The organism is Enterocloster lavalensis (assembly GCF_046603895.1).
Lineage (GTDB): Bacteria > Bacillota > Clostridia > Lachnospirales > Lachnospiraceae > Enterocloster > Enterocloster lavalensis.
The window spans coordinates 4,967,238-4,984,244 of sequence record NZ_CP176637.1 but is presented as its reverse complement, the minus strand read 5'-3'; the positions used below and the strand labels follow the sequence as shown (position 1 = coordinate 4,984,244).

Annotated in this window: 14 protein-coding genes; 3 read left to right on the top strand and 11 right to left on the bottom strand. The window is 58.4% G+C overall.

The features are described from left to right. Positions 1-90: 90 nt before the first annotated feature. The gene (locus ACK2JC_RS22305) at positions 91-453 is read right to left on the bottom strand and encodes a hypothetical protein (RefSeq protein ID WP_320938423.1); all 363 of its coding nucleotides are present in this window, start codon (positions 451-453) and stop codon (positions 91-93) included. A gap of 251 nt (positions 454-704) precedes the next feature. Here ACK2JC_RS22305 and ACK2JC_RS22300 point away from each other — a divergent pair, with 251 nt between their 5' ends. After that, positions 705-2,024 (top strand): GGDEF domain-containing protein, encoded by a 1,320-nt coding sequence (locus ACK2JC_RS22300; RefSeq protein WP_276855673.1) that lies wholly within the window; start codon positions 705-707, stop codon positions 2,022-2,024. 130 nt (positions 2,025-2,154) lie between these two features. On the opposite strand, the gene ACK2JC_RS22295 is transcribed toward ACK2JC_RS22300, so the two are convergent. From ACK2JC_RS22295 to ACK2JC_RS22275, 5 genes are all read right to left on the bottom strand, one after another. Then, a complete protein-coding gene (locus ACK2JC_RS22295) occupies positions 2,155-4,890 on the bottom strand; it encodes a homocysteine S-methyltransferase family protein (protein WP_320938422.1) in 2,736 nt (911 codons plus the stop codon). A gap of 13 nt (positions 4,891-4,903) precedes the next feature. Further along, a complete protein-coding gene (locus ACK2JC_RS22290; protein ID WP_276855300.1) occupies positions 4,904-5,938 on the bottom strand; it encodes a threonine aldolase family protein in 1,035 nt (344 codons plus the stop codon). 144 nt (positions 5,939-6,082) lie between these two features. After that, positions 6,083-6,730, bottom strand: coding sequence for a vitamin B12 dependent-methionine synthase activation domain-containing protein (locus ACK2JC_RS22285; RefSeq protein ID WP_320938421.1), 648 nt, complete (start codon positions 6,728-6,730; stop codon positions 6,083-6,085). Between the two features lie 38 nt (positions 6,731-6,768). Then, on the bottom strand, positions 6,769-7,623 hold the full coding sequence (metF, locus tag ACK2JC_RS22280; RefSeq protein ID WP_007714696.1) for a methylenetetrahydrofolate reductase [NAD(P)H]: 855 nt from the start codon (positions 7,621-7,623) through the stop codon (positions 6,769-6,771). Between the two features lie 213 nt (positions 7,624-7,836). Beyond that, a complete protein-coding gene (locus tag ACK2JC_RS22275; protein ID WP_411337829.1) occupies positions 7,837-8,025 on the bottom strand; it encodes a hypothetical protein in 189 nt (62 codons plus the stop codon). A gap of 276 nt (positions 8,026-8,301) precedes the next feature. On the opposite strand from ACK2JC_RS22275, the gene ACK2JC_RS22270 reads away from it, so the two are divergent. Further along, entirely contained in the window at positions 8,302-8,745 is a 444-nt protein-coding gene (locus ACK2JC_RS22270; protein WP_320938420.1) for a GNAT family N-acetyltransferase, read from the top strand. Between the two features lie 243 nt (positions 8,746-8,988). Continuing rightward, complete coding sequence (locus tag ACK2JC_RS22265) at positions 8,989-10,965, top strand: MATE family efflux transporter (RefSeq protein ID WP_118754720.1); 1,977 nt, start codon at positions 8,989-8,991, stop codon at positions 10,963-10,965. Between the two features lie 77 nt (positions 10,966-11,042). On the opposite strand, the gene ACK2JC_RS22260 is transcribed toward ACK2JC_RS22265, so the two are convergent. From ACK2JC_RS22260 to ACK2JC_RS22240, 5 genes are all read right to left on the bottom strand, one after another. Further along, the gene (locus ACK2JC_RS22260) at positions 11,043-12,647 is read right to left on the bottom strand and encodes a glutathione ABC transporter substrate-binding protein (protein WP_368271256.1); all 1,605 of its coding nucleotides are present in this window, start codon (positions 12,645-12,647) and stop codon (positions 11,043-11,045) included. 78 nt (positions 12,648-12,725) lie between these two features. After that, entirely contained in the window at positions 12,726-13,676 is a 951-nt protein-coding gene (locus ACK2JC_RS22255) for an ABC transporter ATP-binding protein (protein WP_118754722.1), read from the bottom strand. Continuing rightward, positions 13,669-14,652: an ABC transporter ATP-binding protein gene (locus ACK2JC_RS22250; protein WP_118754723.1), complete on the bottom strand. Its 984-nt coding sequence runs from the start codon at positions 14,650-14,652 to the stop codon at positions 13,669-13,671. The genes ACK2JC_RS22255 and ACK2JC_RS22250 overlap by 8 nt, the downstream gene beginning before the upstream one ends. A gap of 59 nt (positions 14,653-14,711) precedes the next feature. After that, positions 14,712-16,082, bottom strand: a complete 1,371-nt coding sequence (locus ACK2JC_RS22245; RefSeq protein ID WP_118754724.1) for a M20/M25/M40 family metallo-hydrolase — start codon at positions 16,080-16,082, stop codon at positions 14,712-14,714. Between the two features lie 19 nt (positions 16,083-16,101). After that, entirely contained in the window at positions 16,102-17,007 is a 906-nt protein-coding gene (locus ACK2JC_RS22240) for an ABC transporter permease (RefSeq protein ID WP_118754725.1), read from the bottom strand.

Here is a 17,007-nt window from a genome sequence, read left to right as displayed (position 1 = left end):
GTGCGGAAAGGGGACCCCAAAGCCCGCCGCCGGCCTCTGGGGCCCCCTCTCATAAAAAGGAGTATTGAAAATGTCGAATCAGTCTGTCAATCAGCGGTAAATGCCGCTGTAATTCCGGCTGCCGCAGCCGGTGCCGGAACCCTGGAGACTGCAGCTGTTGCCCTGGCCCGCGCAGTTATTACCGCCGGTAAAGCAGCTCCCGTCCAGTTCGGCGCCGCAGCTTCCGGTGGGGCAGTTGCTGTCAAATCCGTCGCAGATCCCGCCTGGGCAGGAAACGCCCATCTGCCGGAGCAGCGCGTCCAGGTCTGCGCCCCCATTCTGCATCTGTATGTAAGGCTGTGCGCTGCCGGGATTGTTCATGACCTGACTGTACTGGTTCATGTTCGCCTGGTTTACCGGGCATCCGGAGCCGACCATGGCTGCCAGCGCCATTGCGGGAATCGTTACTGTCATAGTTTGTCCTCACTTTCCGTCGTTAAAATTGTTACAAAATTATTTCTTTTTTGTTACAAATCTATATTAGCACATTTTTCCTCATCTGTGCGCGGTAATTTCTGGGCGGTCCTCCAGAATATTCCATCTCCCCCATCCGTCAAAAAAGTGTAAATTTTTCCATCCCATGGTTATATTTTCTCTTCTTCACGCATATTCTAATTAACATGTGTAATTTTACGCGGAATAACTTGTGAGAAAAGGAAATACAAATGTTAGACAATGTTAAAAAGAGCGTATTCTGGTCCAGCTGCCCGAGCCGGAATTCCACGCCTCAGACGGAACGGCAGCTGACCGACAGAATCCGCCTAAGCAATCTGCGGCAGATTTTAAATTTTTCCATTATGATGATTCTCGTGCAGGCTGTCAATGTCAGCATTTTCTGCATGATCCACGCCCGGACAAGACAGTTCGGGCTCTATATGGCGGTGATCGCGCTGTTTGTGTTTGTCATGGCCGGAAATATTTTTTTGACCGAGTACATGTTCCGCGCATTGGCAAAGGGCGCCGGTACCACCCGGCTGAAATACCATACCTACGCCTTCACCGCGGTGATGGCGCTTTTCTGCCTCTCCATGACGTTTCTGAACCTGCGGGAGCGGATCACCATGGAGAATTATCTGCTGTTCATGCTCTACATCGCCGCGTGCCCGCTTCTTACCCTGCGGGAACTGGTCACCACGATCTCCCTCACCGCCTCGGTGGCCTTCTGCCTGTTCAGCCTCCGGCAGGCTCCGCCCATGATCTATTCCCACATGGCCCTGTTCTGCTGCGCGGCTGTCTTTCTCTCCCGCAGCCGTTACCACAGCATCACCGGGAGCCTTCGGGAGCTGTACCAGGCCAACGAGACCAATCTATGCCTCATGAACCAGGCCCACCACGACTCCCTGACCCGCCTGTTAAACCGCTGCGGCTTTGCCCAGAAACTGGAAGAGCTTCTCCCCATCACCATCCGCATGGAAATTCCCATCGCTGTGATCATGGTGGATATCGACTATTTCAAGCGCTTTAACGACGCCAACGGCCACTGCGAGGGGGATCTGTGCCTTCAGCAGATCGCTTCCGCCCTAGCCGGCGGCATCCACCGCAGTTCCGATCTGATCTGCCGGTACGGCGGGGAAGAATTCCAGATTCTTCTCTACGGCATCGACCACGCCAACGCGGTCAAGGCCGCCGAGCGGCTGCGCAGGCTGGTGGAGTGCCTTGAAATCCCCGCTCCCGACCACAGTGTATCTCCCCATATGACCATCAGCCTGGGGCTGGCCTCGGGCGTGCTGAGACATGAACGGGATTTCGACGCCCTGGTCCGGCTGTCGGACCAACAGCTGTACCATTCCAAGGAAACCGGAAAAAATAAGGTGAGCGCCTGCCGCCTGTGCGGCTCCGCGCCCGGAGAGTGCCCGTTTGGGACGGATTTTCAGGACTTCCCCGTAACTGCGGCGGAGCATGGGACGAACATCTCCTTTGCGGGCTCTGACTCTGGCATTCGATCCATTGGCTCCTCCTTACCGGCTCATTTTCCTCCTTCATAAGGGCCGGGATGCTGTTCCCTCGCCACCGACCGCGATGGAAGCCGTGATATAAGTAAGGCGCTGTGAGAGTATGTCCCACAGCGCCTTATTTTTATGAAAATTAAGTTTATACGTCCCTGTAACGCCCGGATCACGTCCCCGCAAAAACCTCCTCCGCGTAGTTCACCGAGGCCATTGCGTCCCGGCAGTAAGCGTCCGCGCCGATGGTTCTGGCGTATTCGGGCGTCAGCACGGCTCCGCCCACCATCACCAGGGTGCCCGGCAGCTGCTCCCGCAGCAGACGGATGGTTTCCTCCATACTGGGAACCGTGGTGGTCATCAGAGCGCTGAGGCCCACCAGGCGGACCTTCCGCTCCATCGCGGTTTCCACGATGGTCTTTGGCGGAACGTCCCGGCCCAGGTCGATCACCTCGTAGCTGTAGTTTTCCAGCAGCACCTTGACGATGTTCTTGCCGATGTCGTGGATATCGCCCTTCACCGTAGCCAGGATGATCGTTCCCTTCTTCTCCTGCACCTGACCGGAACTGGCCATCCGGTCCTTGATCACTTCAAACGCCGCCTTTGCAGCCTCGGCGCTCATGAGCAGCTGAGGCAGGAAAATGGTTCCGGCTTCAAAGCCCTTTCCCACCCGGTCCAGGGCCGGGATCATCTCGGTGTTGATCACGTCCAGCGGCTCCCGGGTTTCAAGAAGCTCTCCCACCGCCCGGTGGGCCTCCTCCCTCAGGCCGCGCTCGATGGCGGCGGACAGGCGTGAGGCGATTTCGAAAGCGGCTGCGGACTGGCCGGAGGCGGATTCCGCGCCTGCGCCGGTGGTGCCGGAGGCGGAGCCCGCACCGGTAGTTCCAGCGTTCCCCGTACCCAGGCCCCCACCGGCAGTTCCGGCGCTTCCCGCGCCCAGGCCCCCACCGGCAGCACCGGCGCTTCCCGCGCCTGGGTTCCGGGGCAGGGTTTTCCCCAGGCTTCCCGACTGGCCCCCATAGATGCGGATATATTCCCCGCACTGTGGATCCATATCCATCAACGCGTTAAAGCTGTAGTAGGCCCGCATCATGGCCTCGGAGTTGGGATTCACGATAGCCGCGCTCAGGCCGCACTCCATAGCCATAGTGAAGAACGAGGCGTTGATGATTTCCCGCTGGGGCAGGCCGAAGGAAATATTGGACACGCCCAGCACCGACTTGCAGCCCAGCTCGTCCCGGATGCGGCGCAGGGTCTCCAAAGTGGTCAACGCGCCTTTGCTGTCGGAGCTGACCGTCATGCACAGACCGTCGAAAATCAGGTCCTCGGTGCCGATACCGTAGCGGGCGGCCTCCCGGATGATCTTTTTCGCCACCTGGATGCGGCCCTCGGCCGTCTCCGGTATCCCGGACTCGTCCAGGCACAGCGCTACCACTGCGCCGCCGTATCGGGCCACCAGCGGGAAGATTTCATCCATCACCTCGGCCTTGCCGTTGACGGAGTTGATCAGCGCCTTGCCGTTGTAGACCCGAAGGGCCCGTTCCATGGCCCGGGGATTGGAGGTGTCGATCTGTAAGGGCAGGTCGATGATGGCCTGCAGCTCCTTCACCACTTCCTCCATCATAGAGGGCTCGTCGATCTCCGGCAGTCCAACGTTCACGTCCAGCACCTGGGCCCCGTTGTCCTGCTGGGTCACGCCCTCTTTCAGAATATACTCCAGGTTGTGGTCCCGCAGGGCCTGCTTAAACTTGGATTTGCCGGTGGGATTGATCCGTTCGCCGATGATTACGGTCTTTCCCTCGATGCACACCGCCTGGGAATAGGAGGAAATCACCGTGCGTTTCCTGGCCTGCGGCCAGACCAGGGGCACATCCTTGCAGCGGCCCACGGTTTTCTGAATATGTTCCGGCGTAGTGCCGCAGCAGCCCCCCAGGAAGCAGGCGCCCATGCGGGCGATCTCCTCCATCACCTGGGCAAACCGGTCCCCATCGATGTCGTAGAGCGTCACCCCGTTCTCACTGCGGGGAAGGCCCGCGTTGGGGTTGACGATCACGGGCAGGGAGGAGACCTTCAGAAGCTCTTCAACGATCCCCTTCATCTGCACCGGCCCCAGGCCACAGTTGATCCCAAGGGCGTCCACCCGCAGCCCTTCCAGCAGCGCCACTGTGGACTCCACGTTTCCGCCGGTCAAAAGCTTGCCCTTTCCGTCGAAAACGACGGTGGCGAACACCGGCAGCCCCTCCCCCGCCTCCTTGGCGGCCAGCACCGCGGCTTTCAGCTCATAGCTGTCGCTCATGGTCTCGATGAGCAGCAGGTCCGCGCCTTCCCTGCGCCCGATCCTCACCACTTCCTTATAAAGCTCCACCGCATCCTCGAAATCCAGGTCGCCCAGTGGCTTCAAAAGCTTGCCAGTCGGCCCAAGGTCCAGGGCGATATAACCGTGGCCAGCCTCCGCCACCGCCCGGCGGGCGTTTTTCATGGCTGCAGTGACGATCTCGTCCACGCTGTAGGAGTCGGCCGGGCGGGCGGCGGCAGGGGGCGCCGTTGGCGCTGTCTGCTCTGCGCCGGGATGGCCCGCCGTGGACGCTGCCTGCTCTGTGCCGGTGCGCCCCATCGTGGACGCTCCCCGCTCTGCACCGGAGTGACCCGCCGTGGACGCGCCCTGCTCCGCGCCGCTCGCATTTTCCCGCCCCTTAAATTTCAGCCCGTTGGCTCCGAAGGTATTGGTCTTGATGATGTCCGCGCCCGCTTCCAGGTAATCCCGGTGGAGCTTCACGCAGATTTCCGGGCGGGTGATGCTCCACACCTCCGGCAATTCCCCCGCTTTTAGCCCCTGGGCCTGTAACAGGCTTCCCGTGCCGCCGTCGAAAAACAGGCGGCGCTGTCTCATTTCCCTTAACAAATCCATGTATCCGTCCTCTTTAACTGTTGCGAATGTCGTCGGCCAGGGCTTTCACGTCCTCCGGCCTGGTGGCCCAGCTGGTGCAGAAGCGCACGGCGCTGTGGCTCTTGTCCACGCGGCACTGGTACGCGAAGGCATATTTGTCCTTCCAGCTCTCCAGCACGGCGTCCGGGATCACCGGGAATATCTGGTTGGTATTGTTGGGCACCAGGAAGGGATACCCCCGGTCCTCGCAGGCTTTGCGGATCTCGTCCGCCAGCCGGTCGGCCCTGCGGCCCGTCTCAATGTAAAATCCGTCGCGCAGAAGCTCGGAGAACTGGATTCCCAGCAGACGTCCCTTGGCCACCAGGCCGCCTTCCTGCCTCATAATGTAGCGGAAATCCGTTTTCAACGCGTCGTTTAAGATCACCACGGCCTCGCCGAACAGCGCGCCCACCTTGGTGCCTCCGATATAAAATACGTCGCAGTTGGCAGCCAGAACCTCAAAGTCCACGTCCATTCCCTCAGCTCCCAGGGCGTAGGCCAGGCGCGCGCCGTCCACGTAGAGGTAGAGGCCGCACTCCTTGCAGACCTGGTACATTTCCTCCAGCTCCGCTTTGGAATAGGTGGTGCCCAGCTCCGTGGACTGGGAAATGTACACCAGGCCGGGCTTTACGATCTGGTCGTAGCTTTCGTCGTTTATGTGATCCACATAGGCCTGTTTCACCTGCTGGGCCGTGATCTTTCCGTCGGGCGCAGACAGTCCCAGCACCTTGTGGCCCGTAGCCTCCACAGCCCCCGCCTCGTGGACCGCAATGTGGCCGGCCTCGGAGCAGAGCACGCCCTGATGGGGACGCAGCGCGGCCGCGATCACCGTTAAGTTGGCCTGGGTTCCCCCGGTCAGGAAATGCACCGCCGCCTCGGGCGCCTTGCACAGATCGCGGATCATCTGAGCCGCCTCGGCGCAAAAGCGGTCGTTCCCGTACCCGGGCGTCTGCTCCATGTTGGTCTCCACCAGCTTGTCTAAAATGCGCTGGTGCGCGCCCTCGCAGTAATCACAGTTAAAACGTATCATTTTTCTCTTCCTCCTTATATTGTGGCACAGCCCATGAGGTTGTGTTCCATTCTCGATTGATGGACGACGGAAATGATTGGCCCATAGCGGAAATGAGTGACGGACGGCGGAAATGCCTGCCCGGACCGCCAGGCCATACGCATCCTACCTCCGGTAGGCGCAGTCCGTCTTGCCGCAGGCCTCGCAGCCCCTGACGTCGCAGCGGTGCGGCTTTTTGCTGATTCCCATGACCGCGGTCACGGATTTGGACGGCATCATGAGCAGGCTGTCCGTCAGCTTGATTCCGATGCGCTTACCCGCCTCCAGCGCATTTAACAGGGCCGGCTGGCATTCCAGCGGAAAATCCCCGTAGCCGGGGCTGAACCGGGGCCGCAGGTACTCTCCCCGGGCCTCGTACTCTTCCTTTAGCGCGGAACACACCTGATCACAGTATTCCTCGATCATAGCCGCGGCGGCGGCCTGCAAGACCACGGCCCGGCTCATTTCCAGGCGGCTGTACTTGTGGATCAGGTGATCCGCCCCGGTGCCCAGGGTGGCCGCAAATACAATGATTTTGTGGCAGTCCGCCAGGTTGCGGGACAGATTCCGGCTGTGGGTGCGAAAACAGCCCCCGTCGATCCCTCCGTCCGCCGAAAGAGACAGCGGAAACACGGCCGTCAGATGGCGCGGCTCACAGGCCTGACCCAGCTGGTCCAGACAGTCCTCCACCAGCGCCATTACCGCTTCGCTCTGTGCTCCCTTGCAGCCCATATACCGGAGGACCTCCCCCCGGCTCACCTCGGTCTGATCCATAGGCCACCTCCATTTTCCTTACAATCCATATTTCACGGTTACAGAATTTCCGACAAATTCTCCCGGATTCTGGCCGCCACGTCGGGTTTGTTCATGGAATAGACGTGGATGCCGTTCACCCCGTTGGCGATCAGGTCGATGATCTGATCCGTGGCGTAGGCAATGCCCGCCTGCTTCATGGCCGCCGGGTTGTCACCGAACCGGTCCACAATGGCTTTGAACCGGGCGGGCAGATAGGTGCCGGACATGCCGGTGATACGGCTGATCTGTTTGGCGTTGGTCACCGGCATAATTCCGGCGATCACGGGCACCGTGATGCCCTTCTCCCGGATCCGGTACAGATAGCTGTATAAAATGCTGTTGTCAAAGAACATCTGGGTGGTGACGAAATCACAGCCCGCCTCCACCTTTTCCTTAAGATAATCCATATCCACCGATTTGTTGGCCGACTCCACATGGCCCTCCGGGTAGCAGGCCGCGCCGATGCAGAAATCGCCGCTTTCCTTGATCTCCCGGATCAGCTGGGAGGCGTACCGGTATTCCCGGGGCGTTTCCCCGTCCGCCGGGAGATCTCCCCGCAGCGCCAGCACGTTCTCGATTCCCCTGGACTTGAGTTCGTCCAATACCTGGTGCACTTTCTCCCGGGTGGAGGACACGCAGGTGAGGTGGGCCAGCGGCGTAACGCCGTACCCCTTGATGGTGTCGGCGATATCCACCGTGTAACGGCTGGTTCCGCCTCCCGCCCCGTATGTAACGCTCATAAACGCCGGTTTCAGCTTCGCAATCTCACAGGCCGCGCGCTCCACCGGCTCGTAGGCGTCCACCGTCTTGGGCGGAAACACCTCGAAGGAAAGGGTGGGTTTTCCCGCCGCCAATATATCTCTTATCTTCACGTTATTTTCCTCGCTTCCTTTGATTCAAACGGCCGCTTTCCCCCTTCACCGTGAGAAAAGCCGCCGACAGTTCCAATTATAAGGACTGGGGCGGGATATGTCAACGGAATAAACGCGGACCGAAAAATCCCCGGCAGTGGCGGATACCAGTCCTCTGGGACCCTCCGCCAATCGCCGGGGATTTTTGTTTCTTCATAATGCTATAAAATTTTTTTAGCTCTCTTTATATCGTTTCTCTACATCTTTGTCCTGGATCCCGTGCCCTCCCGTTTCAACTTTTTTGGCTATCCTCCGCTTCGCTATTAGCAGCACGCAGACAATGACGGCCGGAATCAGACTGTCCCGTTTGCATATCAAAATAATCAGCAGCACAATCACGGCCGGAACACTCGTTAGATTCAAAATAATGTTTCTCCTTCAATTTCATGGAAATCATCTTTGGCCTCACCCCATTCACATTGTACTCATGAAGCACCAAGTTGAGAATGGCGATCTCCAAGTGCAGAGAGGCCGCCGTTGAGGCCAAAGAAGCTTCTATAAAATAAGCTGTACGTCTGCAAGTTACTATGGAATTTATTAGTTACTCATTAAATTCCTCCCCACTGCCTCAACCATTGCAATCTCCCCGCCCGGATGGTAAACTATTTCCAAAACATAAGCCCTCACGGAGGTATCCCTATGGAAATTATAAACGCCCGCCCTGAACATTTCCCACAAATCTACTCCCTGATCTGCGAGCTGGAGGAAGCGCCCCTGGACCGGGCAAAGCTTGAAGCAGTCTATCTGAGGAATCTGACAGACCCCGGAATTCATTATCTGATCGCCCTGGAAAACGGCGGGGCCGCGGGCTTTGCCAGCGTGCATGTCCAGTGTCTGCTGCACCATGGCGGAAAAATCGCGGAATTGCAGGAGATTGTGGTGGCGGAAAGCCGCAGGGGCCAGGGCCTCGGCAGCCTTCTCTTCTCGGAAGCCGAAAAAACCGCCAGAGCGGCGGGATGTTTACAGCTGGAGGTATGCTGCAACCGGAAACGGACAGCCAGCCACCGGTTTTATGAGCGGCAGGGGATGGCGGCCAGCCATTTTAAATTCACGGAGGCGCTGGACGGGCAGGAACAGACGTGAAGATTGCGAAAATGCCCAACCATGAGGCGGATGATAGTTTGTGAAAAAATGCCTTTGAAAATTTTTTTCTAAAATGATATGCTGATAGACGTAAATTAAATAAGGGCAATCAACGACACATGTAGCGCACGGCGCATAAATCTGATCACGGTACAGATGCATGTGTTGTTTTTTTTGTTGTGATTTTTTGACAGCGCATGGGTTCTGCATGTGCTGTTTTTGCCTGTAAACCGGAGGTATGTTATGCAAGAAAGCAACTATTTGGGAACCGAAAAAGTGGGATCGCTGTTAAGAAAATTTGCGGTTCCATGTATCTTTTCTTTACTCATTTCCTGTCTCTACAACATTGTCGACCAGATTTTTGTCGGAAACGGGATCGGGTATCTGGGTAATGCAGCGACAGGCGTCATTTTCCCAATCACAGTCGTAGGCTGGGGGCTGTCCCTGTTCTTTGGCGACGGAGCCGCCGCCGTGCTCAGTGTCTCACTGGGCCGGAAGGAAACCCAGAAAATTCACAAAAGCGTAGGAAACAGTATTCTGTGTTCCTTTTTGGCCGGGCTTGTCATCACTGTGGCCGGGTACCTCGGGGGCGATCACCTTCTGCGCCTGATCGGGGCAACCGACGCGAACCTCACGTTGGCCCGCGATTACGGCTTCATTATCTATGCCATGATCCCCTTCGCCCTGGTGCAGAACACGCTGGCCTCGATTATCCGCGCGGACGGCAGTCCCCGCTATGCAATGGGAGCTATGCTGGCCGGAGCCGCCATCAACATCGTCGGCGATCCACTGGCAATCTTTGTTCTCGATCTGGGAATTAAGGGCGCTGCCTGGGCAACCATACTCGGGCAGTTTGTCAGCTTTTTAATCTGCTCCGCCTACTTAGCCAAGAGCAGGACGTTCCGCCTGTCCACGGACAGCTTCCGCCTTGATTTCATTGAGTTAAAGCACGTGATGGCGCTGGGAACTTCCAGCTTATTGACACAGTGGTCCATTGTTGTGATCACCGTGATCAACAACATCCTGCTGGTACGTTATGGCTCAGTGTCGGTTTTTGGCCCGGACATTCCGTTGGCTGCCTTTGTCGTCATTATGAAGCTGTTTCAGATCGTGCTGAATATCGGAATCGGGATCGCCGCAGGCGCGCAGCCAATCGTCGGATACAACTATGGGGCGGGGCAGTATGATCGTGTACGGGAGCTGCTGAAACTGATGTTAAAATGGACGGCGATCATCTGCCTGATCTGTACGGTGCTGTTCGAGGCAGTCCCGCAGCTCTTTATCCGCATGTTCGGTTCGGACGGTGAACTTTATACGCAGTTCGCCACCCAGTGCCTGCGGATTTATCTCTCATTGATTGTGTTCACCTGCGTGCAAAAGGTGTGCGCGATCTTTTTACAGTCCATCGGCCACGCCAGGGCCGCAGTTCCGCTCTCCATTTTGCGCGACGCGCTTCTGATCGTGTTCTCCCTGATTCTGCCACTCAGGCTGGGCGTAACCGGAATCTTTTGGGCCGCTCCCGCCGCCGATACAATCGCCATCCTCGTCACATTCTTTTTCATGATCCGGCTTTGGGGTGAACTGCCCCGCCGCCCTGCGGCTTCAGAGGAAACGGAGATAACCGTCCTTCAGCCGTCCCGGGCCGGTATTATTTTGACCATCTCCCGCGAACACGGCTCGGCCGGAAAACAGATCGGGCAGCTTGTTGCGGAAAAAATGGGGATTCCATGCTATTACAAGGAGATGATCGCCCTGGCCGCAAAGGAAAGCGGTCTGTCCAGGGAATTCATTTCCAGCCTGAATACCAATGAAAACATGGCCATGAGGGAACTATACCTGAGCACGGAGGCCGTCCAGCAGGCGGTCACCGCCCAGGACAAGGCGATTAAGCGTATCGCGGACATGGGTTCCTGCGTCATCGTGGGCCGGGCGGCTGATTATGTGCTGCGCGGCTGCAAAAATGTGGTCCGCGTCTTTATCTACGCCCCTGCCGGTTATCGTGTTCAAAATGTGATGAAAATGTATGGGGACACCCATGAACAGGGCCAAAAAAGCATCACCCGATCCGACGCCGCACGCTCTGCATACTACAAAAGCATCTCCGGCCGCGAGTGGGGCGATCCCCATGAATACGAATTATGCGTTGACAGCTCCATCGGGGTGGAGGCCACGGCAAGCTTGATTTGTGAGTATATGCGGCATAGGGGAAAGAATAACTAAAACCGATTTCATTGCGCAAGCACGTTAAGAGGACGCCGTTACCCGGCGTCCTCTCTCATCCTGGCCACACTCTGCTGTTATTCCCTCACCAAATACGCCATACTCGCGTTCTCATCGGGATAAATAATAAACCCATTCACATCCGCCCCGCTTCCATAAGTCTGCTGCTCATAATACAGCGGCGCACCGCAGGCGTCATTTTTCAATTCCTCCTGGATCTGGTACATCACCTTGGAGCGCTCCTCAGCGTCCAGGATGGTGCTCTGCTCGGCCAGCAGCTGATCCACGGTGGCGTTGCTGAACCGTGAGTAGTTCTGAGGGCCTTCCGTGCCGAAGTTCATAAACAGATTGAATTCCGGGTCGCCGGTGGGGCAGCCCATGCCCAGAAGGAAGAACTGGTGCTGGCCGGAAGTGGCCTGCTCGCTGTAAGCGCCCCAGTCCAGAACATTGATCTCCGCCGTGATGCCCACTTCCATCAGCATGGCCTGGATCACCTCCGCCACCTGGCGGTCCATGGCGTAGCGGCCTTCCGGCGTGCTCAGCGTCAGGGTAAAGCCGTCGGCATATCCCGTCTCGGCCAACAGCGCTTTGGCCTTCTCCTGGTCGAACTCATAGCAGCCCAGCCCCTTGGCGGAGTTGTCGATCACATTGGACACCATAAAGGAATCCGGGTAGGAGGCCACGTCCCGCATCACGTTCTTGATGATGGACTCCCGGTCGATGGCGTAGTTCACGGCCTGGCGCACCCGCACGTCGTCCAGAGGCTTCACTGTGCTGTTCATACCCAGGAAAATGGTCCGGTAGCCGGTCTCCACCAGCACCTTCACGTTGGGATCACTCTGCAGTTCCTCGATCTGCACCGGCGGAATACCTGCCACCAGGTCGGCGTCTCCGGTCTTTAACATCATCACCCGGGAGGCGTCCTCGGGCACGATGCGGAAGGTGATGGAATCCACCGTGGCTTTCTCCCCCCAGTAATCGTCAAAACGGGTCATCACCAGGCTGCTGCCGTAATCCCAGGACTCCAGCTTTAAGGGGCCGGTGCCCACGGGGTGCTGGCCGAATTCCTTGCCCTGGCTCTCCGCCGACTTGGGGCTCAACATGCCCGTGGTGTAGCTGCTGATCTGAGCCAGGAACACGCTGCTGGGCTCGGACAGGGTGAAGGCCACCGTGTACTCGTCCACCACGTCCACGTTCTTCACCATATCTACCACCGAAGCCTTGGGGGCCGCGGTCTCGGGATTTTTCAGCCGCTCGATATTGTACTTCACCGCCTCCGCGTTGAAGGTTTCCCCGTCGTGGAATTTCACGCCCTGGCGCAGCTTGAAGGTCCAGACCATGCCGTCATCCGAGGTGGTCCAGCTCTCCGCCAGCCTGGGCTTAATGGAGGAATCCGTGTCGCGGTAAACCAGCGTCTCGTAAATCTGGAACGCCGCTCTGGCCGTGGCGTTGTCGTTGATCAGATGGGGGTCCAGCGTGGTCGGTTCCGTGCCGCAGCAGTAGACAAAATCCTTGCTTTTCGCGGACTCCCCGCCTCCCGCCGCCTCGGTGGCGGCCGGGCTGTTCTGTCCCCCCTGGCTCTCTGCCGTAGCCGCGCCCTTTCCTCCGCCGCAGCCCGCCAGCGCCAGCATTGTCAGTGTCAATAAAACTGCGCATCCCCTGGTCAAATTTCTTTTTTTCATCTTTCCCCTCGTATGATGTATTGTCGCCAATACCCATACCTCTCCTTTCTTTAGAGTGTTATATCCCTTACACACCCGCTACCCCACAAAATGGCAGGCAGCCTGGTGGTCTGTTCCCACATTCTTTAACTCCGGCGTCTCCTGGTGGCAGATTTCCTTTGCCATCCAGCACCGGTTGGCGAACCGGCAGCCGGGCCGCGGATTCACCGGGCTGGGCACGTCCCCCTTTAACAGAATCTGTTCCCTGCGGTTGTAATTGTACTTGGCGATGGGAACCGCCGACAACAGCGCCCTGGTGTAGGGGTGGACCGGATTGGCGAACAGCTCCCTGGACCGGCAGATTTCCACGATCTTTCCCAGATACATCACGATGATGCGGTTGCTGATATGGCGCACCACGCTGAGGTCGTGGGAAATGAACAGGTAGGTCAGCCCCATATTTTCCTGCATCTCCTGGAGCAGGTTGAGAATCTGCGCCTGGATTGACACGTCCAGGGAGGACACCGGCTCGTCGCAGACAATGAACTCGGGGTTCATTGCCAGGGCCCGGATGATGCCCACCCGCTGCCGCCTGCCCCCGTCCAGCTCGTGGGGGTACGCGTTGTACAGCTTCCGGCTCACGCCGCCCTTACTCATCAGGTCCAGCACCTTGGCGTTCAGTTCCTTCTTTCCGGCCAGCCGGTTGATGACTAACGGCTCGGAAATGATCTGTCCGATGGTCTTTCGCGGGTCCAGGCAGGAGTACGGGTCCTGGAAAATGATCTGGATCTGCCTGCGCAGGGACCGCAGTCTGGCCGGGGAACAGGTGAGAATGTTCTCCCCCTTGTAATGGACCTCCCCCGAGGTATGTGGGATCAGCCGCAGCACCGTGCGCCCGATGGTGGATTTCCCGCAGCCGCTCTCCCCTACCAGCCCCAGCGTTTCCCCCTTGTTGATGTGGAAACTGACGTCGTCCACCGCGTGGAGGGTGCCGCCGGAGACCGGATAATACTTACAGAGATTTTTAACGTCCAGAAGAATCTCACTCATCTTTGCCGCCTCCTTGATATTTGTGGCATTTCACCATGTGCTCGCTGTCCACCCGGATTTCCTCCGGTTCCTTTACCCGGCAGATGTCCATGGCCTCGCTGCAGCGCTTGCAGAATTTGCAGCCCTCCGGCAGGTTCATGGGGTCCGGCATGGCGCCCGGAATGATCTGCAGCCGTTTGGACTCCACGGACTCGATGTCCGGCAGGCAGCCGAACAGCCCCCGGGTGTAGGGGTGCAGGGGATTGGTGAAAATGGACTTGATATCCCCCTTCTCAATCACGCTGCCTGCGTAGGCCACCACCACATAGTCCGCGATCTCCGCCACCACGCCCAGGGCGTGGGTGATGAAAATGATGGAGGTGTCGTACTGATCCTTAAGCCCTTTCATCAAATTCAGAATCTGCGCCTGGATGGTCACGTCCAGGGCCGTGGTGGGCTCGTCGGCGATCAGCAGGCTGGGATTGCAGGCCAGCCCCATGGCGATGCACACCCGCTGCCGCATGCCCCCGCTGAACTCGTGGGGGTAGTTGGCGGTCCGTTCCCTTGGGATTCCTACCACTTCCAGCATATCCCCGGCCCGCTTCTCCGCCTCCGCCTTGTTCACGTTCTGGTGCTGCATGATCACGTTGGCGATCTGCCGCCCCACCGTGTAGACCGGATTCAGCGAGGTCATGGGGTTTTGGAAAATCATGGAAATTTTATCCCCCCGGTACTTCCGCAGCTTTGCCTCGCCTGCCTTCAGCAGGTCCTCGCCGTCAAAGAGGATTTCCCCCTCTGTAATCACGCCGGGAGGCGACTGCACCAGCCCCATTACGCTCAGCGCGGTGGTCGTCTTGCCGGCCCCCGTCTCGCCCACCAGGCCCACGGTCTTTCCCCGGGGGACGTCAAAGCTCATGCCGTTGATGGCCTTCACCACACCGTCGAAGGTGCGGAACTCCACGCTGAGATTTTTGATCTCTAATATATTTTCACTCATAAACACTCCCCTTTCGCCGCCGCCCTCCGGCGCGGTGTATATTCCGGCTCGCTGCCGCGCTAACACAGATATTCATAGAAAATATTGGCCATGTACTTGATGCCGGTCAGGTACTGTTCGATGCTGATGTTTTCATTTGGCGCGTGGGTATTGGCGGTGGCAAAGGGCGCTCCCAGGCCAATGACGAAGATGTCCCCTCCGATGTAACGCGGGAACAGCCCGAAGGGAGCGGTGCCGTCCAGATAGGGCCAGACCACCGGGTCCCGGCCGTACACCTCCTTGGCCAGCCGGCCGGCCAGCTGCACCAGCTCGTCGTTTGGCGGAACCTTGTAGGGCGGAATGCTGGGCACCGCCGTCACCTCAAAAGGCCCGTAAGGGGAAGCCTTCACAAACTCCTCCAGCCGTTTCGCGGCATCTTCCGCCGTCATGTCCTTGATCAGCCGCAAATCCAGCCGCACCCAGGCGTCGCAGGGCACAATAGTCTTTCCCCGTTCCCCGGTCCAGCCGCTTTTGATCCCGGAAATGTTGCAGGTGGGCCGGTACAGCAGCTCCTTCACCAGCTCCTCCCCGTCCTTGTCCCCGCAGACCAGCCGGTCCACAGCGTACTCTGTCTTGTAATCCCCCAGATCCATGGGAACGGTGCCAATCAGCGCCAGTTCCTCCTCTGTCGGAGGCAACACCGCGTCCAGATAGCCCGGTATGGTGATATGATGATTTTCGTCCATCATGGAATTTAACAGCCGCACCAGATCCCAGGCCGCGTTGGGGATCAGCGGGGCCTGGCCGGAGTGCACGTCCCGCTTGGCCCGGTGGCAGGATATTTCCGCCCGCACCATACCCTTGCAGCCCAGATACATCTGAGGCCGCCCCGACTCGTGCACGCCCCGGTCGCAGGCCACCGCGCCGTCGGCGTGAAGCTCGTCCGCAAAACGGCTGAGATAACGCTCCAGATTGGGGCTTCCGATCTCTTCTTCGCCCTCCACAAACAGCTTGATTCCCGGGGGAACCTCCCCCAAAAGCTCCTTCAAAACCTCCAGCGCCTTCATGTTGGCGTAGAGATTGCCCTTGTCGTCCGTTGCGCCCCGGGCGTACACATACCCGTCCCGAATCTCCGCCCCAAAGGGATCGGACTGCCACTGGTCCAGTGGATCGGGGTCCTGCACGTCGTAATGGTTGTAGACGAACAGCTCCTTCTTCTCCCCCTTTTTAGGGCTTCTGGCAAATACCGCCGGGAACGCCCCCTCCACCTGCAAAAGTTCTGTTTTCAGCCCAAGGCCCTCCAACTCTTCCCGGAGCATGTCCACACACTCCTCCATGCCCTGGTTCACGGTGGAAATGCTGGGCTGGCGCAGAAAGCGCTGCAGCTCCTCCACCAGACGCCCGGCGTTGGCGTCCACATAAGCCGATATCTGTTCCCTGATTGCCGTCATACTTACCTCCCTGTCAAAATCAATCCTTCATCTTGGGGTCCAGAACGTCCCGCAGGCCGTCGCCCAGAAGGTTTAAGCCCAGCACCAGAAACAGGATGGCCAGGCCGGTGTACGTGGTCACGTGGGGGGCTACCAGCAGATACTGGCGGCCGCTGGAGAGCATTGCGCCCCATTCCGGCGTGGGCGGCTGGGCTCCGATCCCCAGAAAGCCCATGCCCGAGGTGGTGATAATGGCTGTGCCGAAGCTCAACGTTCCCATAACGATCATGGGCGAGACGATATTGATGAGGATATGGGAAAATACGATGCGGATATCCCCGGAGCCCATGGCTCTGGCCGCTTCAATGAACTCGCTGTTTCTGAGGGCCAGGGTCTCCCCTCGCGCCATCCGGGCGAAATTAGGCACCGTGTAAATGCCCACAGACAAAATAGCGTTGTCCAGATTGGGCCCCAGCACGCTGACGAACACGATGGACAGCAGTATGCCCGGAAATGCCAGCAGCACGTCCATGGCGCGCATGATGAGAAGATCCACCTTCCCGCCGAAATATCCGGCGAAAATCCCCAGGGGAATCCCGATCACAAAGGCCACGCCCACCGCGTAGAAGCCCACCTTCATGGAAATCCGCGCCCCGTAAATGATCCTGCTCAAAATATCCCGTCCCATCTCGTCGGTTCCCAGGAGATGTTTGGGCCCGGGCGTCTGCAGCATGTTGGCCAGATCCTGCTTCACCGGATCGTAGGGGGCCAAAAGCGGCGCGAAGATCGCAACGATGATATAGATCAGCACGATCACCAACCCCAGCACCGCCACCTTGCGCTTGCAGAAACTGTACCACATACGGCGGAGCTGATTGCCCACCACCACTTCATTATCTTCATCCTGCAACAACATGCAGGCCATGTTCTGATTCTCTGCGCTCAT